Below are 23717 nucleotides of genomic sequence, written 5' to 3' on the forward strand. Positions count from 1 at the left end.
CTTAATTGTTGCGGTGATAATAATAAGCGAGAAAAAAAGCGGTCCACAAATTTCTAAATGAGTATATGATATGCAACATATGATTGCCTTATTCCCTGAATAAAGCTTAGGGAAGAGTAAGAGGTTTAAATATGGAACGTATTGTTATACCTGCTCATTATATCCATACCCGTTCTACGCCGTTCTGGAATAATGAGACCGCGCCAGCCTCTATCTGGAAACGTCACCTTGATGCCGGTACGCGGCAGGGGGTTTACCCCCGCTTAAGCGTGATGCGCGGCGCGATCCGCTATTACGGTTATGCAGATGAGACCAGCCCTGAACCGGTGGAAACACTGACAATTAACGCCGGAGAATTTGGCGTTTTCCCACCGGAAAAATGGCACAACATAGAAGCATTAACCGGCGATACGCTATTTTGCGTCGATTTTTATGTTGATCCGAAAATTTTGATCGAGGGATGAGGTATTTATAATGATGACAGAAAACAGAGGTTATTCTCTGGCAGTGACCAATAGCAGCAACCATGAAACCGAAGACAAAGTGTATTTGAAACCCATGTCCCTTTATGTGCCGGATCTTGCCGTGCAGGCGGTGACGGAGCTGGTTTCTGGTTTGTCATCGGCAAACGAAAATGCACACGAATTTGTCCTGACGGTGACGAATAACAATAACGGTATTTCAGTTGATAAAAATTTTGCCAGTCTGAGTGAGTTGCAGGATCCGCTCACTGCCGCGGATAGCGTAAAAGAGCTGATTAATATCGTTCGCGGCTATGAGTCTGACGAAGAAACCAATGTGTGCGGCTGGTAATTCTACCCCCTGGAGGATTGATTATGGCGTTTCAAATTCCTGCTCATTTTCGTCACACCCGTTCCACGCCGTTCTGGGATAAACAGACGGTTCCCCAGGCGTTATTAACCCATCACAATACCAAAAAAGGCGTTTATGGCCGCCTCTCGGTAATGGAAGGCGCGGTGAAATATTTCGGCTTTGCCAGCGAAAATGACACCACGGCGGAAATCGAAGTCGTGATTGAGGCCGGGCACTTCGGCATCAGCCCGCCGCAGTACTGGCATCGTATTGAGCTACTGACCGACGATACGTATTTCAACATTGATTTCTTTGCCGATCCGGAGGAAGCGCTGGAAGGTAAGGGGATTGGCCAGGTAGTGAATACGCACCGCGGTTAACGCCGGTAACGAAGAGCCGCTGGCCTGTGCGGGCGGTTTGCCGGGCGGCGGCTGCGCCTTGCCCGGCCTACGATGCCGGCATAACGTTATTTGTAGGCCTGTGCAAGCGCAGCGCCGCCAGGCATTATGAGGTCATGCCTGGCCGAATGGCTGCGCTCATTGCGGCTCACGTCAGACAATATCATCCACTACGCCGCCATCCACGCGCAGCGCCGCGCCCGACGTGGCGGAAGCCTGCTCTGAACAGACGTAAACCACCATATTCGCCACTTCTTCGACCGTGGCGGCACGCTGGATCACCGAACTGGGGCGGTTTTGCATCACGAACTCTTTTGCCACTGTCTCCAGCGATTTGCCGGTTTTTTCCACTTCATCCTTCATCATGGCGGCAAAACCATCGGATAAGGTCGGCCCCGGCAGGACGCTGTTCACCGTTACACCGCTGCCCGCGACGAATTTCGCCAGTCCGCGCGAGAGGGAAAGCAGCGCCGTTTTGGTCACGCCGTAGTGGATCATATCCGCCGGAATATTGCGTGCCGATTCTGATGAAATAAACACCACGCGTCCCCAGCCTTTGCGTACCATGCCCGGCAGCAGCGCGCGCGCCAGGCGCACGCCCGACATTACGTTCGTTTGCCAGTAGTTATTCCAGGTATCGTCATCGGTCGAATAAAAATCCTGCGGGCCGAAAATCCCGGCATTGTTAACCAGAATATCGACATCCGGTGCCACCCTGAGTAGCGACTCCACCCCTTCCGGCGTGCTGAGATCGGCAATCGCCGCGCGAAGCTGCGCGCCTGGCACCGCCTGCTGAAGATGCTGGATGCCCTGATTCACGCTGCTTTCGCTGCGCCCGTTGATAATCACTTCCGCGCCGCTTTCCGCCAGCCCTCTGGCGATCCCTAAGCCAATCCCCCCGGTGGAGGCGGTCACCAGCGCCACTTTTCCCGTAAAATCGATTTTCATGCTTCGCTCCGGATTGTGATGAATGTTCGGATCATTAAGCGTAGCAGGCGAAGATTGATGGGGTTGAGGAACACCTGGAGCAAAAATTGAAGCACCTTACCTGGATGAACCGAGTTGTATAGCTTTTTGCTAGTGTAAAAGCTATTTTATGTATAGCAATTTGCTATCTACAGGAGGCGTTATGCCAGCATCGACAGCAAAAGTTTCGAAAAAATTCAACCGGGATAACCAAATTAACCTGCGCGCCAGCGATGCTGAACGCGCCATCATTGATTATGCTGCCAGCTTATTGAATAAATCACGTACAGATTTCATTCTTGAACTTGCTTACAACGAAGCACAAAATATTATTTTAGATCAACGGCTTTTTGTCCTGGATGCGGATAAATATCAGGCGTTTGTCGAGCAGCTTGAAGCGCCTCTGGAGAATGTCGAAGGTCGTAATCGTTTAATGGATGTGAAACCTGAATGGAAGTAACCACGCCCAAAATACTCACTGACACCCATGTGATGACTGATTTTTGTTGTGGAAATAGCGTCCTGGATGACTGGTTAATGCGGCGAGCATTAAAAAAACAGGCGTTAAACGCTTCCCGAACGTTTGTTACCTGTGAGAGCGGGACCCGGAATGTGGTTGGCTATTACTCACTGGCTTCGGGTTCAGTTACACATCATGCCGTCCCGCGTGGATTGCGGCAGAATATGCCCGAACCCATCCCGGTTATTCTCCTGGGTCGTCTGGCTGTCGATCAACGTTATCAGGGCCAGGATATGGGTAAGTGGCTCCTTAATGATGTTGTTAACCGCGTCATTAATGTCGCGGAGCAAATTGGGGTAAAAGCCATGATGGTTCACGCCATCAACGAAGACGCCCGGAGATTCTATAAACATTTCGGCTTCGTGCAGTCGGTTATCGCAGAAGATACCCTGTTCTGGCGTTTATAAACTTCCTCACTCCTCCGCCAGACACTGCAAGTGCCCGTGGCGCACGCCGCGCTGGGCGATCACATCGTCGGCGAAATGCTGGATCTCGTGCATATTGCCCTTCAGTACCGCGACTTCCAGGCAGTCATCATGATTGATATGCACATGCAGCGTGGAGACTGACAGATCGTGGTGATGATGCTGCGCCGAGACGATACGACTGGCGAGATCGCGTTTCTCATGTTCATAAACATACGATAACACCGCATAGCCGCTCTGCCCGCCGTGCTGAGTGTGCTCGTGCGTCAGCGTGTTGCGCAGGATATCGCGAATCGCTTCTGACCGGTTGTTGTAGCCCCGCTGCTGGCTTAGCGCGTCCAGCGTAGCGAGAAGATCGTCGTCAAGCGTAATGGTGATTCGTTGCATTGGAATGCGTCCTCAGGATTGCGTGCGTCGCGGAACGGGGAAGGCGGGAAGTACCGCCTGCTGTAGTGCCTGACCTTCCGGCGTCAGTAACTTTAACGGTGACTGCACGGGAGCCGTTTCGATAATTTTCCCCCGATCCATCACCATCACTCGCTGGCAAAAACGCTCGACCAGGCGCAGGTCGTGAGTAATGAACAGGCAGGCGGTGCCGAACTGCTGCTGTAACCGCTTAAGAAGCTGGATGATGCCCGCCTGCAATACTAAGTCCAGGCTGGAGACCGCTTCATCCAGAATCAACAGGGCGGGCCTGACCACCAGCGCGCGCGCCAGGCAAACGCGCTGGAGCTGGCCGCCGCTCAGCTGAGACGGCCGCTTGTCTATGATATCAATGTCCAGCTCGACGGCGCGAAGCATCTCCTCAATGCGCTCCCGCTGCTCTTTTTTCACCAGCGTCATCAGGTGGCGCATCGGTTCGGCAATAATATCGCCGACGGTTTTGCGCGGGTTCACCGCGCTGATGGCATCCTGAAACACGAGCTGGATATCGCGGCGAAATGCCTTTCGCGACGCCCGGTCCAGGCGCGCCAGGGTTTTGCCGCGCCAGACGATATCGCCTGATTCCGGGCGTTCCAGCCCCACCAGCAGCCGCGCCAGTGTGCTTTTACCACAGCCGCTACGGCCCAGCAGGGCCACGCTTTCGCCTGCCTGGAGCGTCAGGGATATATCGCGCAGCACCGCAGGCTGGTGGGGGTAGCGATGCCCCAGACCGGAAACGGAAAGCAGCGTCATGCGGGTAACTCCATACCATAAAGTGCCAGATGTGCGGCCAGCAGGCCGCGCGTGACCGGATGCTGCGGGGCGCTAAAAATTGCCTCCACAGGGCTATGTTCGACGATCTGCCCCTGATCCATTACCGCCACCTCGTCTGCCAGCCGTGCCACCACGCCCATATCGTGCGTGACGATCAGCATCCCCGGTGCGCGGCGCTGAATGATGGCGTCCAGCAAGTCCAGAATCCGCGCCTGAGCCACGGCGTCCAGATCGGTGGTTGGCTCGTCGGCGATGATAAACGGCGCGTCGGCCAGCACTGCCATCGCAATCATCATCCGCTGTAGCATGCCGCCGCTCATCTCAAACGGATAGCGCTTCAGTACATGCTCTACGTTCTCCAGCCCGACGGCCTCTAAGGCGTCAATAAGCGTGGCGTCATCCGCCGGTTTGCCCAGCGCCCGGCACGTTTCGCGCGCGTGCGTCGCCATGGTATGCAGGGGGTTAAAGGCGCTGCGCGGGTTTTGCATAATGGTCGCGACCTTCAACCCGCGCAGTTCAGCACAGGGGACGGCTTTGCCATCCGCCAGCAGCGTTCCCGCCGTCTGGCGTACGCCCGGTGGCAATACGCCTAATGCCGCCGCGCAGGTCAGCGACTTCCCGCTGCCGCTGCCGCCGACCAGCGCCAGCACGCGGCCACGTTTAAGCGTCAGCGATACACCCTGCACCAGCGGTTTGTCCGCCTCAAGCGCAATATTGTGCAGTTCGATGGATTGCGGCATCAGTGGGCATGCTCCGTTTCCAGATGAGGGTCAAGGTGATCGCGCAGGGCGTCACCGACCAGGTTAAACGCCATGACGCTGATAAACAGCGCCAGCCCCGGCCAGACCATCTGCAGCGGCTGGGTCCAGATATACTGGCGCGCATCGTTGATCATCACGCCCCATTCCGGCGTTGGCGCAGTCACGCCGAGGCCGAGGAACGACATTCCGGCGACATGCAGCATCATATGGCCAATATCCAGCGTCGCCAGCACCAGCAGCGATGGGATCGCCGCGCCTGCCAGGTGATCGACAAACACCCGAATATGCCCCGCGCCGGATAACCGTGCAGCCAGCACAAATTCACGCTGGCGTAGGGAGATCACTAACGTTCGCACCATGCGTGCATACCAGGCCCAGTGCGACAGCGCGATGGCGATGATCACGTTAGTCAGACCGGTCCCCAGCACGCCTACCAGGAAAAAAGAGAGGATCGAGGTCGGAAAAGTCATAAAAATATCGGCGACGCGCATGGTCATCTGATCGACGCGCCCGCCGATCAGCCCGGCGCTGCCGCCGACCACCAGCCCCAGCGCCAGTACCAGCAGCAGACAGGCCATCACCGAGCCGAGCGACACCCGCGTCGCCGCCAGCAGGCGGGAGAAGATATCGCGTCCCAGATGATCGGTGCCGAGCCAGTGCTGACTGTCCGGTGGTAGCAGACGCGACGGGAGATCAATGGCCTGCGGATCGTACGGTAGCCACCACTGACTGGTGAGGGCAATTACCGCCAGCAGGGCGATGACAATGAGCGCCAGGCGTACCGACCAGCGTGAAGAGAGAAAAAAGTTCACGAATGCGCTCCTTCATGGCGACGAATGCGCGGATCCAGCGCGGCGTTCAGCAGATCGACAATCAGGTTACAGACCACAAAAACCACCACCATGATGAGCGTAAAGCACTGGATCACCGGGTAGTCGCGGTTAAAAATCGCCGAGACGGCATAGCGCCCCACGCCCGGCCAGGCAAAGATATTCTCGATGATCATCGTGCCGCCGATCAGCTCGCCGATATGCATCCCGACGGCGGTGATCATCGGCAGCGAGGCGTTGCGCAGGATGTGATGACGCTCGGTGTGTTTCTCATTCAGGCCGCGCAGCCGCGCCCAGGTAACATGCCGCTGCCCGGCGACGTCCAGCATGCTGGCGCGCAGCAGGCGAGCATTAATCGCCAGCGACATAAAGGCGATCGACACCGCGGGCAAAACCAGATGCTGCCAGCCGCCGTAGCCCATGGCGGGCAGCCATTTTAAATACACCGAGAAAAACGTCACCAGTAAAAAGGCGAGCCAGAAATTGGGCATCGACACCCCGAGAAACGCGATCAGCCTGACGATGAAATCCGGCAGGCGATTGCGATGGCGCGCCGCCCAGATGCCCAGCGGTACAGAGGTCAGCAGAATCAACACCAGCGCAGCCCCCGCCAGCTGCAGCGTGGCGGGCAGAAAATGCAGTACGTCATTCAGTACCGGACGCTGCGTCGCGAAAGAGATACCGAAATCGAGATGCAGCGCCTTCCATAACCAGTCGCCGTACTGCGCAACCAGCGGCTGATTCAGCCCCAGCATCTCGCGTGTGGAGGCCACCATCTCCGGCGTTGGCGGCAGGTTCGATAAACGCAAATAGTCCAGCGCCGGATCGCCGGTCCCCAGGCGCAACATCAGGAAGATCACAACCGAGGCGGCGAAGATCATCGGGATCAGCAGCAGCATGCGCCGCAAAGCATAACGCAACATCAGGGAGCCACCGGCGTAATCTGTTCAAAGGGGATTTCAGAGGTAATCGGCGCGTAAGGAATGACGCCAAGTTCAGGCTTAGCCACCACCATCATCGACATATAACTGATGGGGAGGTACACCGCCTCGTTATGCAGACGGGTCAGGATATCGCGATACAAAGACTGACGCTGCGTTTCATCCGTAGTCGTAAGCACGTCGCCAATCTCTTTATCGATTTGCGCTTTATCCGGCAGGCCCAGTTGTGCCTGATAGTCAGCGTGGGACGGGACGCGCATTGAACTCATAAAAGCGTGCGGATCGTACGGTGCGCCCCAGGTACGGGAGAAAATCATACCGAAGCGGCCATCGCGCATCCGGGCGTAGATGCTGCTCTCTTCTTCGCCGATCAGCGCGACATCCACGCCGATTTTACGCATATCGGCCTGAATGACTTCGGCCATCGACTTGCTCAGCGCATCGGTGCCGATATAGGCCAGTTCTATGTGCAACGTCTGACCATTCTTTTCACGGATGCTCTGCCCGGCAGGTAACGTCCAGCCTGCTTTTTCCAGCAGCGTAATAGCCTGCTGCGGATCGTACAGACGCGGTTTCAGGCCGATATTGGCGTAAGGTACGGTGGGGGCGAATAAGGTATCCGCTACCTGCTGTGTTCCGTACAGCGCGTTGTTAATCAGCGATTTTTTATCCACCGCATAATTCAGCGCTTCCCGCACCGCCAGCTCGCTGGTGGGCGCTTTGGCGGAGTTCAGCGCCAGCATCACGGTTTCGGCGGGCGCGGAAAGCTGCGTGTGATACTGCGGATCGTGGCTGAAACGCGCGAAAGTGTCGAGCGGCAGCAGCCCTTCATTGCCGTACAACAGATCGATATCGCCGGTTTCAAATGCCACGGCGCGGGTGGTTGGGTCGGGGATCACCTTTACGGTGATCTTTTGAATCTTCGGTTTTTCGCCCCAGTAATGCTCGTTACGCACCAGCACGTCATACTGATTCAGCTTCGACTCTTTCAGCACCCACGGCCCGGTGCCAATCGGGGCTTTTATACCGTGCATAGTCTCGTTGTTTTTAAACTGCGACGGCGCGATAAAGCGGAACGGGCGCGGCAGGGCCAGCTCCTGCAAAAAAGGGTAGTAGGCGTCTTTAAGGGTGATTTGCAGGGTGGTTTTATTAAGCGCTTTGACATCGGTGATCTGGTTGGTCAGCTCCAGCCAGGCGTGACGCTGGCGGTTATCCAGCACGGCGCGGAAGTTCTCTGCCGCGGCATGAGCATCAAACACCTCGCCGTTGGAAAACGTCACGTCGTCACGCAGGATAAAGGTCCAGGTCTTACCGTCCGCCGAGTGGCTCCAGCTTTGCGCCAGCCACGGTTTCACCGAGCCATCGGCCTGGTATTTTACCAGCGGCTCGTAGACCATGCTCTGAGCGAACATCTGGTTGGGGGTATAAAGGTGTGGATTAAGTGGACCCACGTTAACCGGCCAGGCGGTGGTGATGTCGACGGGTGCTGCAGCGCGCGTGAACAGCGGCGCGCAGGCAAGCACCGCCAGCAGCACATAGCGTAATCTGGACAACGTTATTGCCTCACGTAAGGAGAGAATCGATTAAAGTATGATGATTTTAGGGATTCATCATACTTTTGCGTTGTCCTGAATCAAGGTATGCCCGGTAACGATAAGAAAGTGCTATGCGTTGCGCCGGGAGAAAAATAAAAACTTATCCCGGCAATCGGCTTTTCGGTCTTCCCGGCCCCAGCAGAATTGCCAGTTTGCTGCCGCCGTTGGTGGTTTCCATCCAGATCTTACAAACGCTGGTGAGCGGGACTGAAAGCAGCATCCCGACCGGGCCGAGCAGCCAGCCCCAGACCAGTAACGACAGGAATACCACCAGCGTCGACATCCCCAGCCGGTGCCCCATCATGCGCGGTTCGACCATATTGCCCAGCACCATATGCACCACCAGGAACAGCGCGCCAACCATCACAAACTCATACACGCCGTTAAACAGCAGCGCCTGAAACATCGGGGGCACCGCCGAAAGCACGGATCCGATATTGGGAATGTAGTTCAGCAGGAAGGCCAGCACGCCCCACATCAGCGCAAATTGCACGTCCAGCAGTAACAGGCCCAGCCAGACAATCACGCCGGTCCATAAGCTAATCAGTGTTTTCAGGGCCAGGTAATGTGAAACGCCCTTCAATGCGCGGTGCAAACCGGCAATGTGGATTTGCGGATTAGAGAGCGCGAAACGCAGTTTATAAGGCACGTGGCGTACTTCAAACAGCATAAACACCACGGTCATTACCAGCAGTACCACGCTTGCCATTGCGCCAGAAAGTTGGGTCATCAGGGTGGTGGCAAAGGCCATCACCTTTTCAGAATCCATCCGTCTGAGCATGAGTTCAGGTGAGAGGTGCAGGTTAAGCAGGGGAATTTGCCGCTGTAAATAGATCACTTTACCGGTCAGCTCTTTATTATATTTCGGTAGCAGAGCGATAAAATCATTGAGTGAGGCGGCCAGCACTGCAAACAGGGCGGTCAGCACGATCATCATTACGATGACCACGATAGTGATCGCGACGGGACGCTTAACACCCCGACGGATGAACCAGGTCACCAGCGGGTTCAGCACAATAGCAAAAAAGATCGCCAGCAGAAGCTGAACAATAATATCTGCCGCCGCATGAATACCCGCCAGAATAATGACCAGCGAGGCCAGTTTTAACAAAATATGCAGGCCCGCTTTATCGGGATGTGGGGTAATCATGAATGGTTCCTTGTTCGAGAATGCACTGCGTGTATGTCCTTCGTTTTGCCAGTCGCGCTGTCCGGGCCGCACTCGCTCGCCTCAGTGACTTGCCTCTGAGCTGCCGCCTTGTACAACGTAATTGAGTTGAGTATAGCGCTTTGTTCGATATCCGCCGGAGACACAAAATCTGAAAAGGGCTGCAACATTTCATTTCATGACGTGTAATATTGAAACATTGTTGTAAAAATGTGGTGATCGTTATGCCTGAACCCGTCGCCGGGCCGGAGCCGAGCGGCTTACGCCTGAACCTGCGGATCCTGTCTGTCGCTATTTTTAACTTCGCAAGCTACCTCACTATCGGTCTGCCGCTGGCGGTCCTTCCCGGCTATGTGCATGATGTAATGGGATTCAGCGCTTTCTGGGCGGGGCTGGTCATCAGCCTGCAATATTTCGCTACCCTGCTTAGCCGTCCGCACGCCGGGCGCTACGCCGACCTGCTGGGACCAAAAAAAATCGTCGTCTTTGGCCTTTGCGGCTGTTTCCTCAGCGGCGTCAGCTATCTGCTGGCCGCCTCCGGCAGCGGCTGGCCCATCTTAAGCCTGGCGCTATTGTGTCTGGGGAGGGTGATCCTCGGCTTCGGGCAGAGTTTTGCCGGCACCGGTTCGACGCTGTGGGGCGTTGGTGTCGTCGGATCGCGGCATATCGGACGGGTGATTTCCTGGAACGGCATAGTGACCTACGGCGCGATGGCGATGGGCGCGCCGCTGGGCATGCTGTGTTATCACTGGGCGGGACTGCGCGGACTGTCGCTGATTATTATGGCGGTGGCGCTGGTCGCGCTGCTGTGTGCGTTGCCAAGAGCGGCGGTGAAAGCCAGCCGGGGGAAACCGATGTCGTTTCGCGCCGTGCTGGGCCGGGTATGGCTGTACGGCATGGCGCTGGCGCTGGCCTCGTCAGGCTTTGGCGTGATCGCCACGTTTATCACCCTGTTCTATGACGCAAAAGGCTGGGACAGCGCGGCGTTCGCCCTGACCCTGTTTAGCTGCGCCTTTGTGGGTACCCGCCTGCTGTTTCCGAACGCGATTAACCGGCTGGGCGGCCTGAACGTAGCGATGCTCTGCTTTGTGGTCGAAATCGCCGGGCTGTTGCTGGTGGGGATTGCGGAAACGCCGCTGCTGGCGAAAATCGGCACGCTGTTGACGGGGGCAGGCTTCTCGCTGGTCTTCCCGGCGCTGGGCGTCGTGGCCGTGAAGGCGGTACCGCAGGAGAATCAGGGATCGGCGCTGGCGACCTATACGGTATTTATGGATATGTCGCTGGGGATAACGGGACCGCTGGCCGGACTCCTGATGACCTGGGCGGGCGTACCGGTGATTTATCTGGCGTCGGCGGGGCTGGTGGCAGTCGCGTTATTACTGGGATGGCGGTTAAAAACACGGCCTCCGATGTTGCCACCGGAAGCCGCCGCGTGATTATTTAATCACAACGGTATTGATGATATTTTCCGCGGCAGTTTGCGCTTTCTGCTGATCGTCGGCAGGCAGCGTAACCTGCAGGGTCAGCAGTTTGTTGTCAACCTTGCTCAGTACCACGGAAGACCATGCGGTCTGGCCTTTCGCAGAAATGATGCTGTCGAGCTGCTGCATTTCATGGCCTTTTACGGTCAGCGGCTTATTAGAGACCACCTGAAGCTGCGGATCGCGGTTGCGCTGCTGATCTTCAAGACGTTTCGCCAGTACGTCCAGACCTTCGCTGGTGTCATCGCCAACAATAACAATCACTGCTTTCTGCCCGGTCGGGTCGGAATAGACGTGCATGTTATTGGCCTGAGTTCCCAGCTTGCCGCTCTGGTCAGACATATCCGCCGGTAATGAGAAGGTCACTTTCCCATCCAGCAGGCTAACAGGCTGACCGGTGGCATTGCTTTCCGTCGAGGCCGCCTGAGCGGACGAGGACGGCGAGTCGTTGTTGTCACAGGCCGCAAGCCCCATCACCAGCAGGCCAATACCGACATATTTAACCATCTTGCGCATTGACTTCTTCCTTATTCGATAAACGGCCATGAATGGCTCATGACCCTATCTTAACACAACCGCAACGCCGAACCTTTAACCCGCCTGCAATGCGGAGAAATCAGATTTATCCGTCAGCCTTTTCAACAGGATATTCAGCACCACGCCGTACATCGGCAGGAAGAAAATCAGGCTGATGAGTACTTTGAAACTGTAATCAACCAGCGCGATCTCTACCCAGTGCGTCGCCATAAAGGGATCGGAACTGCGCCAGAAGGCGATGAAGAAGAAGGCGAGGGTATCGCTGACGTTACCGAACAGCGTCGAGGCGGTCGGTGCCATCCACCAGCGATGGTTTTGCCGCAGGCGGTTGAAGACGTGTACGTCAAGGATCTGCCCCAGCGCGTAGGCCATAAAGCTTGCCGCGGCGATACGGGCGACGAACAGGTTAAAGTGCGCCAGCGCGCCGAATCCCTGCCACTCGCCCATATAAAACAGGGAGGAAATAACGTAGGACGCCAGCAGCGCCGGAACCATAACCGCAAAGATAATGCGTCGTGCCAGCGGTGCGCCGAAAATACGCACGGTCAGGTCGGTTGCCAGAAAGATAAACGGAAAGCTAAACGCGCCCCAGGTGGTATGGAAACCGAAAATCGAGATCGGCAACTGCACCAGATAGTTACTGGAGATGATCACCAGCAGGTGAAAAAGCGATAGCCAGACCAGCGCCTTCATGCGCTGAGCGGAGGTAAACTGCATCATGTTGTGACCTTTTTAGTGGTTGGGGTGAGGGAACCCAATGAAAACCGCCGCATGATACTGCTTTGGCCGCGCTTTGCAACGGTTGTTTTTCACGCAATCGTTAACCTGACTTGCGTCACAAAAAAGGCGGCGTAAACTATCGCCGTTTTGAATAACGCGAGATGACCATGACCGATTCGTTTTCGACTGCCGACCATACCCTTGATGCACTGGGCCTTCGCTGCCCGGAGCCCGTCATGATGGTGCGTAAAACCGTGCGTAATATGCAGGTGGGTGAAACGCTGGCGATTGTTGCCGACGATCCGGCGACAACCCGCGATATTCCAGGGTTTTGTACGTTTATGGAGCATGAGCTGGTGGCGCAGGAAACCGGCTCGTTGCCGTATCGGTATTTGATTCGCAAAGGGCATTAATTCAGCCTGCGGATACACGTTATACCGTGGAATGATGCCTGGCGGCGCTGCGCTTGCCTACAGGTGGCAAATAACCTGTAGGCCGGGTAAGGCGAAGCCGCCACCCGGCAAACGATGCACCCAAAACTACGCTTTGCTCCGGCACATCAGAGTACCGCGTCGCCTGGCGAAAGCCATCTCCGCCTCGTCCGGCCAGACCGCCTTCAAACGCTGCACCGCAGTTATAATCTCGTTTTCACTAATGCCCGCAAAACCAAGGATCAGCCCGTAGTGGTTGTCATCTTCGGTGGCGTGCGGCAGCCAGAGAGAGCTTAACGGCGTTATTTCAATGTTGGCGGCAAGCGCACGCGCGACCAGCAACTGCTCCTGCTCAGCCGATGTGAGGCGCACCGTCACCTGAAGCCCCGATGAAACTTCCGGCATGTCGCCGATATGCAATAACTGCGCGCGCCAGGCGGTGAGCAGCGCATCGCGGCGCGCCCGGCTCACTTTGCGCATTTTACGGATATGCGGCTGAAAATGCCCTTCGGCGATAAAATCAGCCATTACGCGCTGATCGTTCATCGGCGGCTGGCGCGTGGAAAGCGTGCGTAATAATGTCAGTTTATCCGCCAGCTGCGGCGGGGCGATCAGATAGCCCAGGCGCAGGCCGGGATACATGACTTTTGAAAACGAACCGATATATATCACCCGGTGGCTTTCATCCAGCGCCGCCAGCGGCATCAGCGGCGTGCCGTTATAGCGGTATTCGCCGTCGTAATCATCCTCAATGATCCACGCCTGACGTTCAGTCGCCCAGTTGAGCAATTCCAGCCGCCGTGACAGTGACATCGTGACACCCAGCGGGTACTGGCAGGAGGGACACACATAGGCCATCTTCGCTCTCGGGATCGCCGCCAGCCCTTGCGTCATCATTCCTTCATCGTCCACACCCAGCGGATTGATGTGAACCCCAAGGCAGGAAAATGCGCCCGCGGCCGCCCAGTAGCAGGGATTTTCTATCACCACTTCATCGCCGGTATTTAACAGCATGGCGGCGCAGACCATGATGGCCTGCTGCGCGCCCAGCGTCACCAGCACCTGGGCAGGATCGCATTTTAACCCACGAGCATTGCGCAGATAGTTGGCAATCAGTTCCCGGAGCTGTTTATCCCCGGCCGGATCGCCATACCCCATATAGGCAACCGGCTCGCGCCGCCAGAAGCGGTTTTGCAGCCGTGACCAGGTCTCAAACGGGAAACAGTCCAGCGCCGGCAGGCCAATACGAAACGCCCGCGGCTGATCGGTGTGGACAACATGACGGTTAAAGCGGGCGGCGATAGCAAGATTCATCCCGTCATGTAGCGGAGCGTCGGAAGGCAGCGCCGGCAGAATGCCGTGGGCAGATTTGGCCTTGTGCATCAGTGTGATATACGTGCCATCGCCGGTTCGCGTCTCCAGCAGACCGTCAGCGCACAGCCGTTCATAGGCGATGATGGCCGTGTTGCGCGAGATGTTGAGCATGGTCGCCAGTTCACGCGTTGCGGGCAGCTTGCTCCCGCCGCTTTCCGGCTGGCTTATAATGAGTTCACGAAGCGCCAGATAAAGCTGCTGGCTTCTTTTTCGGCCAGGTGCAAGCGTGATGCCGGTAAGTTCAAAAGGCAGGGGCGTCGTCAAAATTGGTACCTTAATATTGCCGGTTTTTGGTTCTTTTATACGCCAAACAAGCGGCCTAGCATAGCGCCACTCTTATTCTTCTCCCTTACATCGAAGGCAAAGATATGACGACCGATGCTATCGTAATCTATCAGGCTAAAAAAATTATCACCATGTGCCCCTCGCTGCCGGAAGCCACGCACGTTGCGGTACGCGGTGATCGGATCCTGAGCGTGGGATCGCTTGAAGAACTGGAAGGGTTCGGCGACTATACGCTGGATACCACGTTCGCTGACAAAGTGCTGATGCCGGGCCTTATTGAAGCGCACTCGCACGCCACCGGCGGCGGCATGTGGCAATTCCCTTACGTGGGCTACTACGATCGCCCGGATTATACCGGCAAGGTCTGGAAGGGCTGCCGTTCGTTTGACGACGTTGTCGCCACGCTACAGGCGATTGAGCGGACCATGACCGATCCGAACGAGCCGCTGATCGCCTGGGGCGTCGATCCTATCTATTTCGGCAGCGAAAAGCTGGGCCGCGAGCATCTCGATCGCGTCTCCACGACTCGCCCGGTTGCCGTTATCCACATGAGCATTCACCTGATGGGCGCGAATACCGCTGCGCTGCATGACTGCGGTATTTTCGATGACTGTACCATTGAAGGCGTCGTGAAGAATGCCGACGGCACCCTGCACGGTGAGCTGGTCGAATTCGCCGCAATGGGCCCCATCCTGAACAAATATGGTTTCTGGGACGCGTTAACGACGGAAACCGCTATTCGCAATTTTGGCCAGGAAGCCTTCCGCGCGGGCTGCACCAGCGCGGCAGATATGGGTCTGACGGATTTTAACAACCCTGAGCTGGCCGCTAACTATATCCGCATGACGCGTGAGAACAGCTTCCCGATCCGCCTGCTGGTCGCTTACGGCCCTCCGTTTGTGAAAAAACCGTTTGTGGAAGCCGTCGAGTTTGCTGCTGACATGATGAAGCACGGTCATGAGAAGATGATATTCGGACCGATGAAGATCTTCCTCGATGGCTCCATTCAGGGTGGCTCCGGGCGTATGCTCTCGCCGGGCTACTATAAAACCGGCGCAAACGGCGCGTGGAACGCCACGCCGGAGCAGGTTGATCAGCAGGTTTATGAAATCATGTCCCGCGGCTATCAGGTGCACTGCCATTGCAACGGCGATGAAGCCTCGGAAGCCTTTATTCAGGCGGTTGAAAAGACGTTAAACCGTATCCCGGCGGCAAACCATCGCGCGACCATGCAACATGCGCAAATGCTGCGCGAAGATCAGTTTAAGCGTATCAAGTCGCTGGGGATGTGCGTGAATTTCTTCAGTAACCATATCTACTACTGGGGCGACCAGCACTACGCGAAAACGATGGGACCGGAGCGTGCTAACCGGATGGATGCCTGCGGCAGCGCCGTGCGCCATCAAATTCCCTTTGCGTTCCACAGCGACTGCGGCATTACCCCGGTCAATCCGCTGTTTACCGGCTGGTGCGCGGTTAACCGCGTGACCGCCAGCGGCCGCGTGTTGGGCGAGCGTGAGAAGATTAGCGTCGCCGATGCGCTGCACGCGATGACCGTGGGCGCAGCCTACACCATGAAGCTGGATCACCTGATCGGCAGTATCGAATGCGGCAAATATGCCGACTTCACCGTGCTTGAGCAGGACCCGTTAGCCGTTGAGCCAATGAAGCTGAAAGATATCGGCGTATGGGGCACCGTCCTCGGCGGTCGGGTACAGCCTATTCCTCGTTAACGTTAATGTGCAGGTGAGATCCTCATCAGAGACCGCTGACAACGTGGGTGTTTCCCCGTGTTCCACGGACGGTTTGTCATCAACCTCAGATGGGATCCTCACCTGTACTACTTTTTATCCCTTTTCCGGCCTGGCGGCTGGCGGGTTTCTTTTGCTTTTAAAAAGGTCATAACGATGTCTTCTTTTGTCTCTCCTTCGGCGTCGCGTGATGCTGACGCAACGACGGCGATGAAATGGCTACCGTTGCTGGTACTGTGTCTGGCCCAGCTTTCCACCTCCGGCGACAATGCGACGCTCAGCATTGCGACCGGCGCGCTGGTCGCCGACCTCCATGCGTCGATGGATTTAGTGAATATTGCGAACGCCATGTATTCCCTGGCTGCCGGTTCGTTAATGGTGGCGGCCGGGATGATCGGCCTGATCGTCGGCTGGAAAAAAACGTTTCGTATCGGCTGCGGGCTGCTGTTTTTAGCGGAGTTGACCGCGTATTTTTCACCGAATATGGAAGTGTTTACCTACGGTGCACGTCTGCTTTCCGGGGTCGGCGGCAGCTTTATGATCCCGTCGGTACTGGGGATTATCGCCAGTAACTACAAAGGTCCGCAGCAGGCCGTCGCGTTTGGCGCGATTGGCGCGGCGAGCGGCGTCTCGTTTGCCGCTGGGCCGATTATCTGTGGGCTGCTGGTCGATCATCTGGGATGGCGCGCCGCCTTCGCGGCCATTGCCGGGCTATGCATTGTTATTTTCGCCGGATCGTTCCTGGTGCCGACGCCTGCGAAGCCCGAGCGCAAAGTGACCTTCGATCTGCCGGGCGTCCTGTTGACGGTTATCGGTCTGTTCAGCCTGATCCTCGGTTTCCTGAAAGTCTCAAGCTGGGGGCTTATCACGCCGTTTAACGCGCCGTTCACCGTGATGGGGATTTCTCCTGCGCCGGTACTGGTGGTGTTCGGCCTGATCGTGCTGGCCATTATGCTGAAGTGGGAGCGTTATCGGGAAGAGAAAGTGGGCAGCGCGCTGATCCCGCTCTCGTTCCTGCGCACGCCTCAGGTGCGTAACGGCCTGTATCTGACCGCCTTTATTTTCCTGGCGTACGGCTCCGGCATCTTTGTTACCGTCAGCTTTGTCCAGGTGGTTGCCGGACTTAACGGCATCGAGACCGGGCTGTTAATTCTGCCTTTTGCGCTGGGCGTAGTGATTTTCTCGCTGGGCCTGCCGGTGGTGTATAAAAACGCGAACCCGAAACGGATGTGCCAGCTGGCGCTGCTGATTGGCACGCTGGGCTCGGTGCTCTGTATTTTCGGCTTTGAGCCGTCGGATTTCAGCTTTATTGTGCCCGTCGGGATGTGCCTGATCGGCGTGAGCATGGGCATTGTTTCAGCCTACTCCAGCTATATTGTTACCAGCGGCCTGCCTTCGCGTGACGCCCAGCAGTCCGGCGGCGTGCAGGCGACATCGCGTAACGTTGGCCAGGCGATTGGCGTTGCGGTCTGCGGCATGGTGATGCTTACGGCCATTACCATGAGCGTGCAGGATGCGGCGCGTAGCGATACGCAACTGAGCAGCGATACGCGCACGAAAGTTGCCGATATCACCGTTATTCCGTATCTGAGCGACAGCGCCTTTTCGAAGCTGATGCTGGATCACGGCATTAATCAGACGGACGTTGCGCCTCTGACCACGGTGTATAAAACGGCGCGTTTAAATGCGACCCGCGCGGGAATGGTGGCGACAGCGATCATGACGCTGCTGTTCCTGTTTGGCACGCGCAATCTGCCGACCCGGACCAAGGGAAACCAGAACGATGATGCTTCTGACGATAAGAAAAAAACGGCCGTTCGCTAAGCGAGCCCCGGCTTTACTGCATAAAGCTTATCAGCGCTAAGTTTGCCAACGCGTACCTTCTTTGAGGAGGTGCGCGTTTCGCGTTTTTATCTCCCAGGAGAATTGACTATGAGCACGCCGTCAAGCAAGACCCCATGCACGCTCTGGCTACCGCTTTTTATCCTTTGCCTGGCGCAGTTTCTGGCTTCTGCCGACAACGTGACGTTAAGCATCGCGACGGGGAGTTTGATGCGGGAACTGAACGCCAGCATGACGCAAATCAGCGCGGCCAATACGCTGTATCCGCTGGTCGCCGGAACCTTTATGATCGCCGGGGGAATGTTGGGCAGCGTGATTGGCTGGTTAAAAACGTTTCGTATTGGCTGCCTGATTTACCTGGTAGCGGAACTCTGCGCCACCCTCTCTCCCTCCATCACGGTTTTTATCTGGATCGCGCGCCTGCTGGCAGGCGTGGGCGGGAGTTTTATGATCCCGTCGGTATTTGGTTTGCTTACTGGCTTATACCACGGCAAACAGCGCGCCGTCGCGTTCGGGGCACTGGGCGCGGCAAGCGGGATCTCCTTTGCGCTGGGGCCGATTGTCTGCGGCGCGCTGCTGGATATGGTCGGCTGGCGCTGGGCGTTTGGCGCGCTGGGCGGCGTACTGGTCGTCATTTTGTGCTGTTCCCTGATCATCAACGAACCTGCCAAACACAATGCGCCGGTACGCTTTGATTTTCCGGGCCTTATTCTTTCAACCGCCGGCCTTTTTTTACTTATCTTCGGCGTGCTGCAAATTTCCAGTTGGGGATTCATTACGCCGTTTAATCCGGCAATTCATTTTTTAGGCATGAGCCCGGCACCTTTTCTCATTTTAAGCGGTCTGGTTGTCATCCATTTTATGCTGCGCTGGGAGCGCGTCTGCGAGCGTAAAACCGGCAGCGCCATGATCCCAAAGGCATTTCTTCACACGCCGCAGGTGCGCACTGGCCTGTATCTGACCGGCTATATCTTTTTTGCGTACAGCGCCGGTATTTTTGTGGTGGTGAGCTTTGTGCAGATTGTTGCCGGGCTGACCGCCATCGGTACCGGCCTGCTGATCGTGCCGTTTGCCATCACCCTTGCGGGATGCTCTCTCGGATTGCCGGTACTGATTCGCCAGCGTCGTCCGCGTCGACAATGCCGGATTGGGCTGATGCTGGGCGTGCTGGGCGCAATCGTGGCCTCGTCGGGAATTTCAGAAGAACATTTCAGCGTGCCGCGGGTCGTGCTGGGGCTCTGTTTTATCGGCGCGAGTATGGGCACGATTGCGAGTAATGCGCCGTTTCTGGTGACCAGTGCGCTGCCGGATAAAGAAGCGCGCCAGTCAGGCGGTATCCAGGCCGCCGCACGCGATGTCGGTCAGGCGATGGGAGTGGCGCTGGTGAGCATGGTGATGCTTACGATGTTGACGATCGGCATGAAAGATAAGGTCGTCAATGCCCCCGTCAGCAAGCAAACGCGCGACGCGTTGCAGCATCTGGCGGTGGTGCCTTATCTGAACGATCCGCAGTTCACCCTGTTTATGCATCAGGCGGGCGCGCTGAAAAACGATCTGCCGGTATTAACCCAAACTTACCGGCAATCGCGCGCGCAGGTCACGCGTGCCGGGCTGTATGCGATGGCGCTGCTGACCCTGCTTTTTTTGTGGCCGACACGGGCGATCCCGCTGGCCGAGCGCGAGGAGAACATCGCCCGCACAGAGTAACCGTTTTAACGTCCTTTACGCAGCAGGCGCAGCGCGTTCGCCGTCACCAGCACCGTTGCGCCGGTATCTGCCAGCACCGCCAGCCACAGGCCGGTGATACCGAGCAGGGTCGTCACCAGGAAAATACCCTTCAGGCCCAGCGCGATAGCGATGTTCTGCCGGATATTGGCGTGCGTCGCGCGGGCAAGGGCAATCATCTGCGCCAGGCCCGTCAGGCGGTTATGGGTCAGTGCGGCATCCGCCGTTTCCAGCGCCACGTCGGTGCCGCTGCCCATCGCGATGCCAATTGTTGCGGCTTTCATGGCGGGTGCATCGTTGATACCGTCGCCGACCATCGCCAGCGGCATCTGGCGGTTCAGCGCGGTTACCGCCTGAACTTTGTCGGCGGGCAGTAGCCCCGCCTTAAAATCCAGACCCAGTTCCCCCGCGATGGCTGCCGCCGCGCGCGGATTATCACCGGTCAACATCACGCCCTGCACGCCAAGCTGATGCAGCGCATCCACTGCTTCTCTGGCGTCTTCCCGTAACGTATCGCGTAGCGTAATCAGACCCAGCGCGCGCTCCTCCTGCGCCACCATCACCACCGTTTGGCCTTCCTGCTCAAGAGTACGAATTTGTAGGCTAAACGCCTCGCCGGGGAATTTCTCCGCCGCGCAGATCAGAATTTTTTTGCCCGCGACGAGCGCTTCAATGCCCGCGCCCGGCAGCGTGCGCTGCTCCGTGGCGTCAGGCAGCGTAAGCCCACGGGATTGTGCTTCCCGCACCACCGCCTGCGCCAGCGGATGCGTTGAGCCCTGTTCAACGGCAGCGGCGAGCGCCAGCAGCGCATGCTCGTCCATCGCGCAGGGATAAATGCCCGTCACCTGGGGTTTCCCCACGGTCAGGGTGCCGGTTTTATCAAAGGCGATTTGCTGAACACGCCCAAGCTGTTCCAGCGCTGCGCCGCCTTTAATCAGCGCGCCGCACCGTGCCGCCGCCGCCAGTCCGGAGGTGATCGCGGCGGGCGTGGAAATCACCAGCGCGCACGGGCAGCCAATCAGCAGCAGCGTCAGCCCCTTATAAATCCACTCCTGCCAGGCGGCAGCAAACAACAGTGGTGGCACCAGGGCGACCAGCAGCGCCACCAGCATAATCGCCGGCGTATAAAGGCGGCTGAAGCGATCGATAAAGCGCTCAATAGGCGCGCGCCGCTCCTCGGCTTCTTCAATCAACCGCAGGATGCGGTCAATCGCGCTGTCGCCTGGTTCAGAGGTAACGGTAAGCTGGACCAGACGATCGACGCTGGTGGCACCTGCCGCCACGTTCTCGCCTGCGCTACGCTCTACCGGGACGGATTCCCCGGTCAATGCGCTTTCATCAAAACTGGCAAACGGCGTCAAAAGCTGACCATCGGCGGGCAGTCGGCCACCGGCAGCGACTTCAATGGTATCGCCGGGACGGAGATCGCGTTGGGCGATGGTTTCCCGCTGACCGTCGCGCAGCCGCACGGCGGTGTCCGGTTTTAACGCCATAAGGGCGCTGACGCCCTGGCGGGCGCGGCTGGCGGCCCAGCCTTCAAGGCGTTCGCCGATCAAAAACAGCAGCAGTACCATCGCCGCCTCTGCCGTCGCGCCGATAAACAGCGCGCCGAGGGCGGCAACGCTCATCAGGGTTTCAATCGCGAAGTAACTGCCGCTCTTGATCAGCCGTAGCGACTGGCGAAGGACAGGGTACAGTCCCACCAGGGTGGTGAGGATGAATGCGGCCTGACCTGCCGGGTGGTTAACGTGCTCAAGCCCCCAGCTTACGGCCATCATGACTATCAGGATAAGCAGCGGAAGATTTTCCCGCAGGCGCGAGGTGGTGGGCGGCGGGGCAGACTCATGACGCAGCGTATAGCCTGCGTTTTGTACCGCCTGTTCAATTTGCTGGCTGACATCGCCAGAGGCATTCACCGCCAGTTTTTCCGTGGCGAACAGCACCTGAACCTGGGTAACGCCCGCCACCTGGCGTACGGCGTTTTCTACCTTACGCGCACAGGCGGCGCAGTCCATTCCTTCGACTTTCCAGCTATAGCGGGCGTCAGCGACGGCGTCGGCAGGCGCGGTTTCGGCGCAGCATGAAGCATCAGCGCAGCATGACGCGGGTTCCGGCGCAGCGGGCGTAAATTTAAGCGTGGCGAACTGCGGGGCTTTTTTGCCATTAGCATCTGGAGTCGACATTATATTCTCCGGGGAATGATAATTTTCTCATTACCCGAAGCATACACTCTGGAGTCGACTCCAGAGTCAAGCGCAATCAGAGATAAAGTGAACGCACAATCAAGAAATGTCCGGCGAAGTAGCAGGCGGCCGCAATGGCGTTATCGGCGCGGAAACGGCGACGGTAATGGCTACCCAACCAGACAATGTTACTGAGCAGCAGCAGTGCTGCCCCCACGAAGGCAGAAAGTGCCGTGTCGGTGGGGCGGAAGAACCACAGCTCCCCGGCCAGCCAGACCATCACCAGCGTCATGGCGATAAACGTGCAAATCGGCAGGCGTAACTCTTCCAGCCGCGTCCAGACGGTCGCGATCAGCAGCGCACCAATCACCAGTAGCACCAGCGGCAGCGGCCAGAAGAACGACAGCGTCATCTGGCTGGCAAAGTAAATGGTGTACAGCAAATGTGAGAGAAAGAACGCGCCGATGGCATACAACAGGCGCTGGCGTGACAGCAGGGTTAAAGCATCGCCCACCAGCGTCGCGCACAGTCCGGCCAGCACCAGGTAACTGATGGCATTAAACATGGGCGCTTGCCAGGCAAGCAGGAGTAAAAGCAGCAGCGTAACCGGTTTAAATACCCAGCGTTGCCAGACGGGTCCACGATAAGAAGCATCGACATACAGCCAGGCAGAAAAACAGACAGCGATAAATGACCAGAGCATCATAATTCCTTGAATTCGTTATACTCGTCGGCTTTAAGGTTGCACACACCGTTCTGCAACGTAAAATCCATCGAGTATGTCACTACGCAGGCATTATGCCTACAGCCCTGTTAATGAGTGTAGTGTCTGGCGCAGGGAGATGACAACGCCAGATCCCGGCTCATTTTTTTGTCGCTTTCAGCTTTTTCTGCCAGGCGACCAGTTCAAAAACGCCAAACAAGAAAATACGCACCTTCTGGCCGGTGGTTAAAGGCGGACCCTCTTTTGGCTGAGTTGCCTTGAGCAGCGCCAGTTGCAGACCGTGCATCAGGATCATAAATACCATTGCCACGTTGATAAAAATGTTGGCAGGAAACTTAAACGGATGCACCACATTCAGAAGCAAAAATGCCCAGACGCAGAGCATAAGCAAACGACCAAGATTAATCAGCATGTTGTTCTCCTTGCGCATCGCGCTGATACAGACGGTAAGCGACCTGGCCCGCCACTTTTTCACGGTATAATTGCCAGCTGGCCGGGACCGGCGGCATGCCGTTCTCTACTTCACTTTCGACGTAGATAAGCGCGTTATCCGCCAGCCAGCCGTGACTTTCCAGCAGGTGCAATGTCTCTTCCAGCAATCCTTTCCGAAAAGGAGGATCGACAAACACGATATCGTAAGGCGTCCCTGGTCGATTAAGGAACGCGAGCGTATTACCCGTTTCGACCCGCCCGTGAGTTGCGTTAAGTGTTGCAAGATTTTTCTGTAGCTGCCGGGCGACGCTGCGTTCCATTTCAAGCAGCGTGGCCTGAGCCGCGTAGCGTGACAGCGCTTCCAGCCCCAGCGCACCGCTCCCGGCGAAGCAGTCGAGACAGCGGGCATCGACCATTGACGGGGCCAGCCAGTTAAATAACGTCTCTCTGACCCGGTCCGTGGTAGGGCGCAGACCGGGGCTGTCCGGAACCGGTAATTTACGGCCACGCCATTGCCCGCCGATAATGCGAATCTGGCCGCTGCCTGCGTGATTAGGTTTCTTCATTAAATGCTGCTCTGGTCACTATTTCGGCCTGCTATTCTAACGATGCGACGCT

The 23717-nt window shown here is 57.1% G+C and carries 25 protein-coding genes; 10 read left to right on the forward strand and 15 right to left on the reverse strand.

Going from position 1 to position 23717, the window contains the following annotated elements; translation table 11 throughout:
• The first annotated feature begins 131 nt into the window (after positions 1–131).
• From P0H77_RS01520 to P0H77_RS01530, 3 genes are read left to right on the forward strand one after another with little or no spacing between them, the layout of a single operon-like run.
• The gene (locus P0H77_RS01520) at positions 132–464 is read left to right on the forward strand and encodes a DUF1971 domain-containing protein (RefSeq protein ID WP_276161519.1); all 333 of its coding nucleotides are present in this window, start codon (positions 132–134) and stop codon (positions 462–464) included.
• Positions 465–474: 10 nt separating this feature from the next.
• Positions 475–813, forward strand: a complete 339-nt coding sequence (locus P0H77_RS01525; RefSeq protein WP_276161523.1) for a DUF1869 domain-containing protein — start codon at positions 475–477, stop codon at positions 811–813.
• A 23-nt stretch (positions 814–836) separates the two neighbouring features.
• On the forward strand, positions 837–1193 hold the full coding sequence (locus P0H77_RS01530; protein ID WP_276161529.1) for a DUF1971 domain-containing protein: 357 nt from the start codon (positions 837–839) through the stop codon (positions 1191–1193).
• A 171-nt stretch (positions 1194–1364) separates the two neighbouring features.
• Here the strand turns inward: P0H77_RS01530 and P0H77_RS01535 are convergent, their stop codons facing one another.
• On the reverse strand, positions 1365–2159 hold the full coding sequence (locus tag P0H77_RS01535) for an SDR family NAD(P)-dependent oxidoreductase (protein ID WP_276161537.1): 795 nt from the start codon (positions 2157–2159) through the stop codon (positions 1365–1367).
• Positions 2160–2340: 181 nt separating this feature from the next.
• Between P0H77_RS01535 and P0H77_RS01540 the strand changes: the two genes are divergently transcribed.
• Positions 2341–2637, forward strand: a complete 297-nt coding sequence (locus tag P0H77_RS01540; RefSeq protein WP_276161546.1) for a DUF1778 domain-containing protein — start codon at positions 2341–2343, stop codon at positions 2635–2637.
• Positions 2628–3104 (forward strand): GNAT family N-acetyltransferase, encoded by a 477-nt coding sequence (locus P0H77_RS01545; protein ID WP_276161552.1) that lies wholly within the window; start codon positions 2628–2630, stop codon positions 3102–3104. The genes P0H77_RS01540 and P0H77_RS01545 overlap by 10 nt, the downstream gene beginning before the upstream one ends.
• Before the next feature lie 6 nt (positions 3105–3110).
• Here the strand turns inward: P0H77_RS01545 and nikR are convergent, their stop codons facing one another.
• The 7 genes from nikR to P0H77_RS01580 form a co-directional block, all read right to left on the reverse strand.
• Positions 3111–3509: a nickel-responsive transcriptional regulator NikR gene (nikR, locus tag P0H77_RS01550; RefSeq protein WP_276161559.1), complete on the reverse strand. Its 399-nt coding sequence runs from the start codon at positions 3507–3509 to the stop codon at positions 3111–3113.
• Positions 3510–3521: 12 nt separating this feature from the next.
• Entirely contained in the window at positions 3522–4298 is a 777-nt protein-coding gene (nikE, locus tag P0H77_RS01555) for a nickel import ATP-binding protein NikE (RefSeq protein WP_276161564.1), read from the reverse strand.
• Positions 4295–5059 carry a nickel import ATP-binding protein NikD gene (gene nikD, locus P0H77_RS01560; protein ID WP_276161567.1) on the reverse strand — a complete coding sequence of 255 codons (765 nt, stop codon included), beginning with the start codon at positions 5057–5059 and terminating at the stop codon, positions 4295–4297. Before nikD ends, nikE begins: the two co-directional genes overlap by 4 nt.
• Entirely contained in the window at positions 5059–5892 is an 834-nt protein-coding gene (gene nikC, locus P0H77_RS01565) for a nickel ABC transporter permease subunit NikC (RefSeq protein ID WP_276161571.1), read from the reverse strand. The genes nikD and nikC overlap by 1 nt, the downstream gene beginning before the upstream one ends.
• Positions 5889–6833 (reverse strand): nickel ABC transporter permease subunit NikB, encoded by a 945-nt coding sequence (gene nikB / locus P0H77_RS01570; protein WP_276161578.1) that lies wholly within the window; start codon positions 6831–6833, stop codon positions 5889–5891. The genes nikC and nikB overlap by 4 nt, the downstream gene beginning before the upstream one ends.
• On the reverse strand, positions 6833–8404 hold the full coding sequence (nikA, locus tag P0H77_RS01575) for a nickel ABC transporter substrate-binding protein (RefSeq protein ID WP_276161587.1): 1572 nt from the start codon (positions 8402–8404) through the stop codon (positions 6833–6835). The genes nikB and nikA overlap by 1 nt, the downstream gene beginning before the upstream one ends.
• 142 nt (positions 8405–8546) lie before the next feature.
• Entirely contained in the window at positions 8547–9596 is a 1050-nt protein-coding gene (locus P0H77_RS01580) for an AI-2E family transporter (protein WP_276161595.1), read from the reverse strand.
• 209 nt (positions 9597–9805) lie between these two features.
• Between P0H77_RS01580 and P0H77_RS01585 the strand changes: the two genes are divergently transcribed.
• Positions 9806–11050 carry an MFS transporter gene (locus P0H77_RS01585; protein WP_276161601.1) on the forward strand — a complete coding sequence of 415 codons (1245 nt, stop codon included), beginning with the start codon at positions 9806–9808 and terminating at the stop codon, positions 11048–11050.
• Here the strand turns inward: P0H77_RS01585 and P0H77_RS01590 are convergent, their stop codons facing one another.
• Together P0H77_RS01590 and P0H77_RS01595 are read right to left on the reverse strand one after the other, a co-directional pair.
• Positions 11051–11611: a DcrB family lipoprotein gene (locus P0H77_RS01590; protein ID WP_276161613.1), complete on the reverse strand. Its 561-nt coding sequence runs from the start codon at positions 11609–11611 to the stop codon at positions 11051–11053.
• Between the two features lie 75 nt (positions 11612–11686).
• Positions 11687–12352: a 7-cyano-7-deazaguanine/7-aminomethyl-7-deazaguanine transporter gene (locus tag P0H77_RS01595; RefSeq protein ID WP_276161620.1), complete on the reverse strand. Its 666-nt coding sequence runs from the start codon at positions 12350–12352 to the stop codon at positions 11687–11689.
• Positions 12353–12519: 167 nt separating this feature from the next.
• Between P0H77_RS01595 and tusA the strand changes: the two genes are divergently transcribed.
• Positions 12520–12765 (forward strand): sulfurtransferase TusA, encoded by a 246-nt coding sequence (tusA, locus tag P0H77_RS01600; protein ID WP_176919455.1) that lies wholly within the window; start codon positions 12520–12522, stop codon positions 12763–12765.
• Between the two features lie 126 nt (positions 12766–12891).
• Here tusA and P0H77_RS01605 read toward each other — a convergent pair whose 3' ends face one another.
• Complete coding sequence (locus P0H77_RS01605) at positions 12892–14421, reverse strand: PLP-dependent aminotransferase family protein (protein WP_276161630.1); 1530 nt, start codon at positions 14419–14421, stop codon at positions 12892–12894.
• Between the two features lie 104 nt (positions 14422–14525).
• Between P0H77_RS01605 and P0H77_RS01610 the strand changes: the two genes are divergently transcribed.
• From P0H77_RS01610 to P0H77_RS01620, 3 genes are all read left to right on the forward strand, one after another.
• Positions 14526–16175 (forward strand): amidohydrolase, encoded by a 1650-nt coding sequence (locus P0H77_RS01610; RefSeq protein ID WP_276161636.1) that lies wholly within the window; start codon positions 14526–14528, stop codon positions 16173–16175.
• 174 nt (positions 16176–16349) lie between these two features.
• On the forward strand, positions 16350–18017 hold the full coding sequence (locus P0H77_RS01615; protein ID WP_276161643.1) for an MFS transporter: 1668 nt from the start codon (positions 16350–16352) through the stop codon (positions 18015–18017).
• A gap of 108 nt (positions 18018–18125) precedes the next feature.
• A complete protein-coding gene (locus P0H77_RS01620; protein ID WP_276161651.1) occupies positions 18126–19742 on the forward strand; it encodes an MFS transporter in 1617 nt (538 codons plus the stop codon).
• 5 nt (positions 19743–19747) lie between these two features.
• On the opposite strand, the gene zntA is transcribed toward P0H77_RS01620, so the two are convergent.
• From zntA to rsmD, 4 genes are all read right to left on the reverse strand, one after another.
• Positions 19748–21943 (reverse strand): Zn(II)/Cd(II)/Pb(II) translocating P-type ATPase ZntA, encoded by a 2196-nt coding sequence (zntA, locus tag P0H77_RS01625; protein ID WP_276161656.1) that lies wholly within the window; start codon positions 21941–21943, stop codon positions 19748–19750.
• A 76-nt stretch (positions 21944–22019) separates the two neighbouring features.
• Positions 22020–22646, reverse strand: coding sequence for a lysoplasmalogenase (locus P0H77_RS01630; RefSeq protein WP_276165220.1), 627 nt, complete (start codon positions 22644–22646; stop codon positions 22020–22022).
• A 160-nt stretch (positions 22647–22806) separates the two neighbouring features.
• Complete coding sequence (locus P0H77_RS01635) at positions 22807–23079, reverse strand: DUF1145 family protein (protein WP_276161664.1); 273 nt, start codon at positions 23077–23079, stop codon at positions 22807–22809.
• A complete protein-coding gene (gene rsmD / locus P0H77_RS01640) occupies positions 23069–23665 on the reverse strand; it encodes a 16S rRNA (guanine(966)-N(2))-methyltransferase (protein WP_276161671.1) in 597 nt (198 codons plus the stop codon). The genes P0H77_RS01635 and rsmD overlap by 11 nt, the downstream gene beginning before the upstream one ends.
• Between the last annotated feature and the right edge of the window lie 52 nt (positions 23666–23717).

This window comes from Superficieibacter sp. HKU1 (assembly GCF_029319185.1).
In the GTDB taxonomy this organism is placed as follows: domain Bacteria; phylum Pseudomonadota; class Gammaproteobacteria; order Enterobacterales; family Enterobacteriaceae; genus Superficieibacter.

What these genes read in the sequence shown, in the direction of transcription:
- nikR (WP_276161559.1), bottom strand. Translation starts at nt 3,509, where the DNA reads ATGCAACGAATCACCATTACGCTTGACGACGATCTTCTCGCTACGCTG.
- P0H77_RS01610 (WP_276161636.1), top strand. Translation starts at nt 14,526, where the DNA reads ATGACGACCGATGCTATCGTAATCTATCAGGCTAAAAAAATTATCACC.
- P0H77_RS01520 (WP_276161519.1), top strand. Translation starts at nt 132, where the DNA reads ATGGAACGTATTGTTATACCTGCTCATTATATCCATACCCGTTCTACG.
- P0H77_RS01635 (WP_276161664.1), bottom strand. Translation starts at nt 23,079, where the DNA reads ATGCTGATTAATCTTGGTCGTTTGCTTATGCTCTGCGTCTGGGCATTT.
- P0H77_RS01590 (WP_276161613.1), bottom strand. Translation starts at nt 11,611, where the DNA reads ATGCGCAAGATGGTTAAATATGTCGGTATTGGCCTGCTGGTGATGGGG.
- tusA (WP_176919455.1), top strand. Translation starts at nt 12,520, where the DNA reads ATGACCGATTCGTTTTCGACTGCCGACCATACCCTTGATGCACTGGGC.
- P0H77_RS01540 (WP_276161546.1), top strand. Translation starts at nt 2,341, where the DNA reads ATGCCAGCATCGACAGCAAAAGTTTCGAAAAAATTCAACCGGGATAAC.
- P0H77_RS01630 (WP_276165220.1), bottom strand. Translation starts at nt 22,646, where the DNA reads ATGCTCTGGTCATTTATCGCTGTCTGTTTTTCTGCCTGGCTGTATGTC.
- P0H77_RS01620 (WP_276161651.1), top strand. Translation starts at nt 18,126, where the DNA reads ATGAGCACGCCGTCAAGCAAGACCCCATGCACGCTCTGGCTACCGCTT.
- P0H77_RS01535 (WP_276161537.1), bottom strand. Translation starts at nt 2,159, where the DNA reads ATGAAAATCGATTTTACGGGAAAAGTGGCGCTGGTGACCGCCTCCACC.
- zntA (WP_276161656.1), bottom strand. Translation starts at nt 21,943, where the DNA reads ATGTCGACTCCAGATGCTAATGGCAAAAAAGCCCCGCAGTTCGCCACG.
- rsmD (WP_276161671.1), bottom strand. Translation starts at nt 23,665, where the DNA reads ATGAAGAAACCTAATCACGCAGGCAGCGGCCAGATTCGCATTATCGGC.
- P0H77_RS01580 (WP_276161595.1), bottom strand. Translation starts at nt 9,596, where the DNA reads ATGATTACCCCACATCCCGATAAAGCGGGCCTGCATATTTTGTTAAAA.
- P0H77_RS01595 (WP_276161620.1), bottom strand. Translation starts at nt 12,352, where the DNA reads ATGATGCAGTTTACCTCCGCTCAGCGCATGAAGGCGCTGGTCTGGCTA.
- P0H77_RS01530 (WP_276161529.1), top strand. Translation starts at nt 837, where the DNA reads ATGGCGTTTCAAATTCCTGCTCATTTTCGTCACACCCGTTCCACGCCG.
- P0H77_RS01525 (WP_276161523.1), top strand. Translation starts at nt 475, where the DNA reads ATGATGACAGAAAACAGAGGTTATTCTCTGGCAGTGACCAATAGCAGC.
- nikB (WP_276161578.1), bottom strand. Translation starts at nt 6,833, where the DNA reads ATGTTGCGTTATGCTTTGCGGCGCATGCTGCTGCTGATCCCGATGATC.
- nikD (WP_276161567.1), bottom strand. Translation starts at nt 5,059, where the DNA reads ATGCCGCAATCCATCGAACTGCACAATATTGCGCTTGAGGCGGACAAA.
- P0H77_RS01545 (WP_276161552.1), top strand. Translation starts at nt 2,628, where the DNA reads ATGGAAGTAACCACGCCCAAAATACTCACTGACACCCATGTGATGACT.
- nikE (WP_276161564.1), bottom strand. Translation starts at nt 4,298, where the DNA reads ATGACGCTGCTTTCCGTTTCCGGTCTGGGGCATCGCTACCCCCACCAG.
- P0H77_RS01615 (WP_276161643.1), top strand. Translation starts at nt 16,350, where the DNA reads ATGTCTTCTTTTGTCTCTCCTTCGGCGTCGCGTGATGCTGACGCAACG.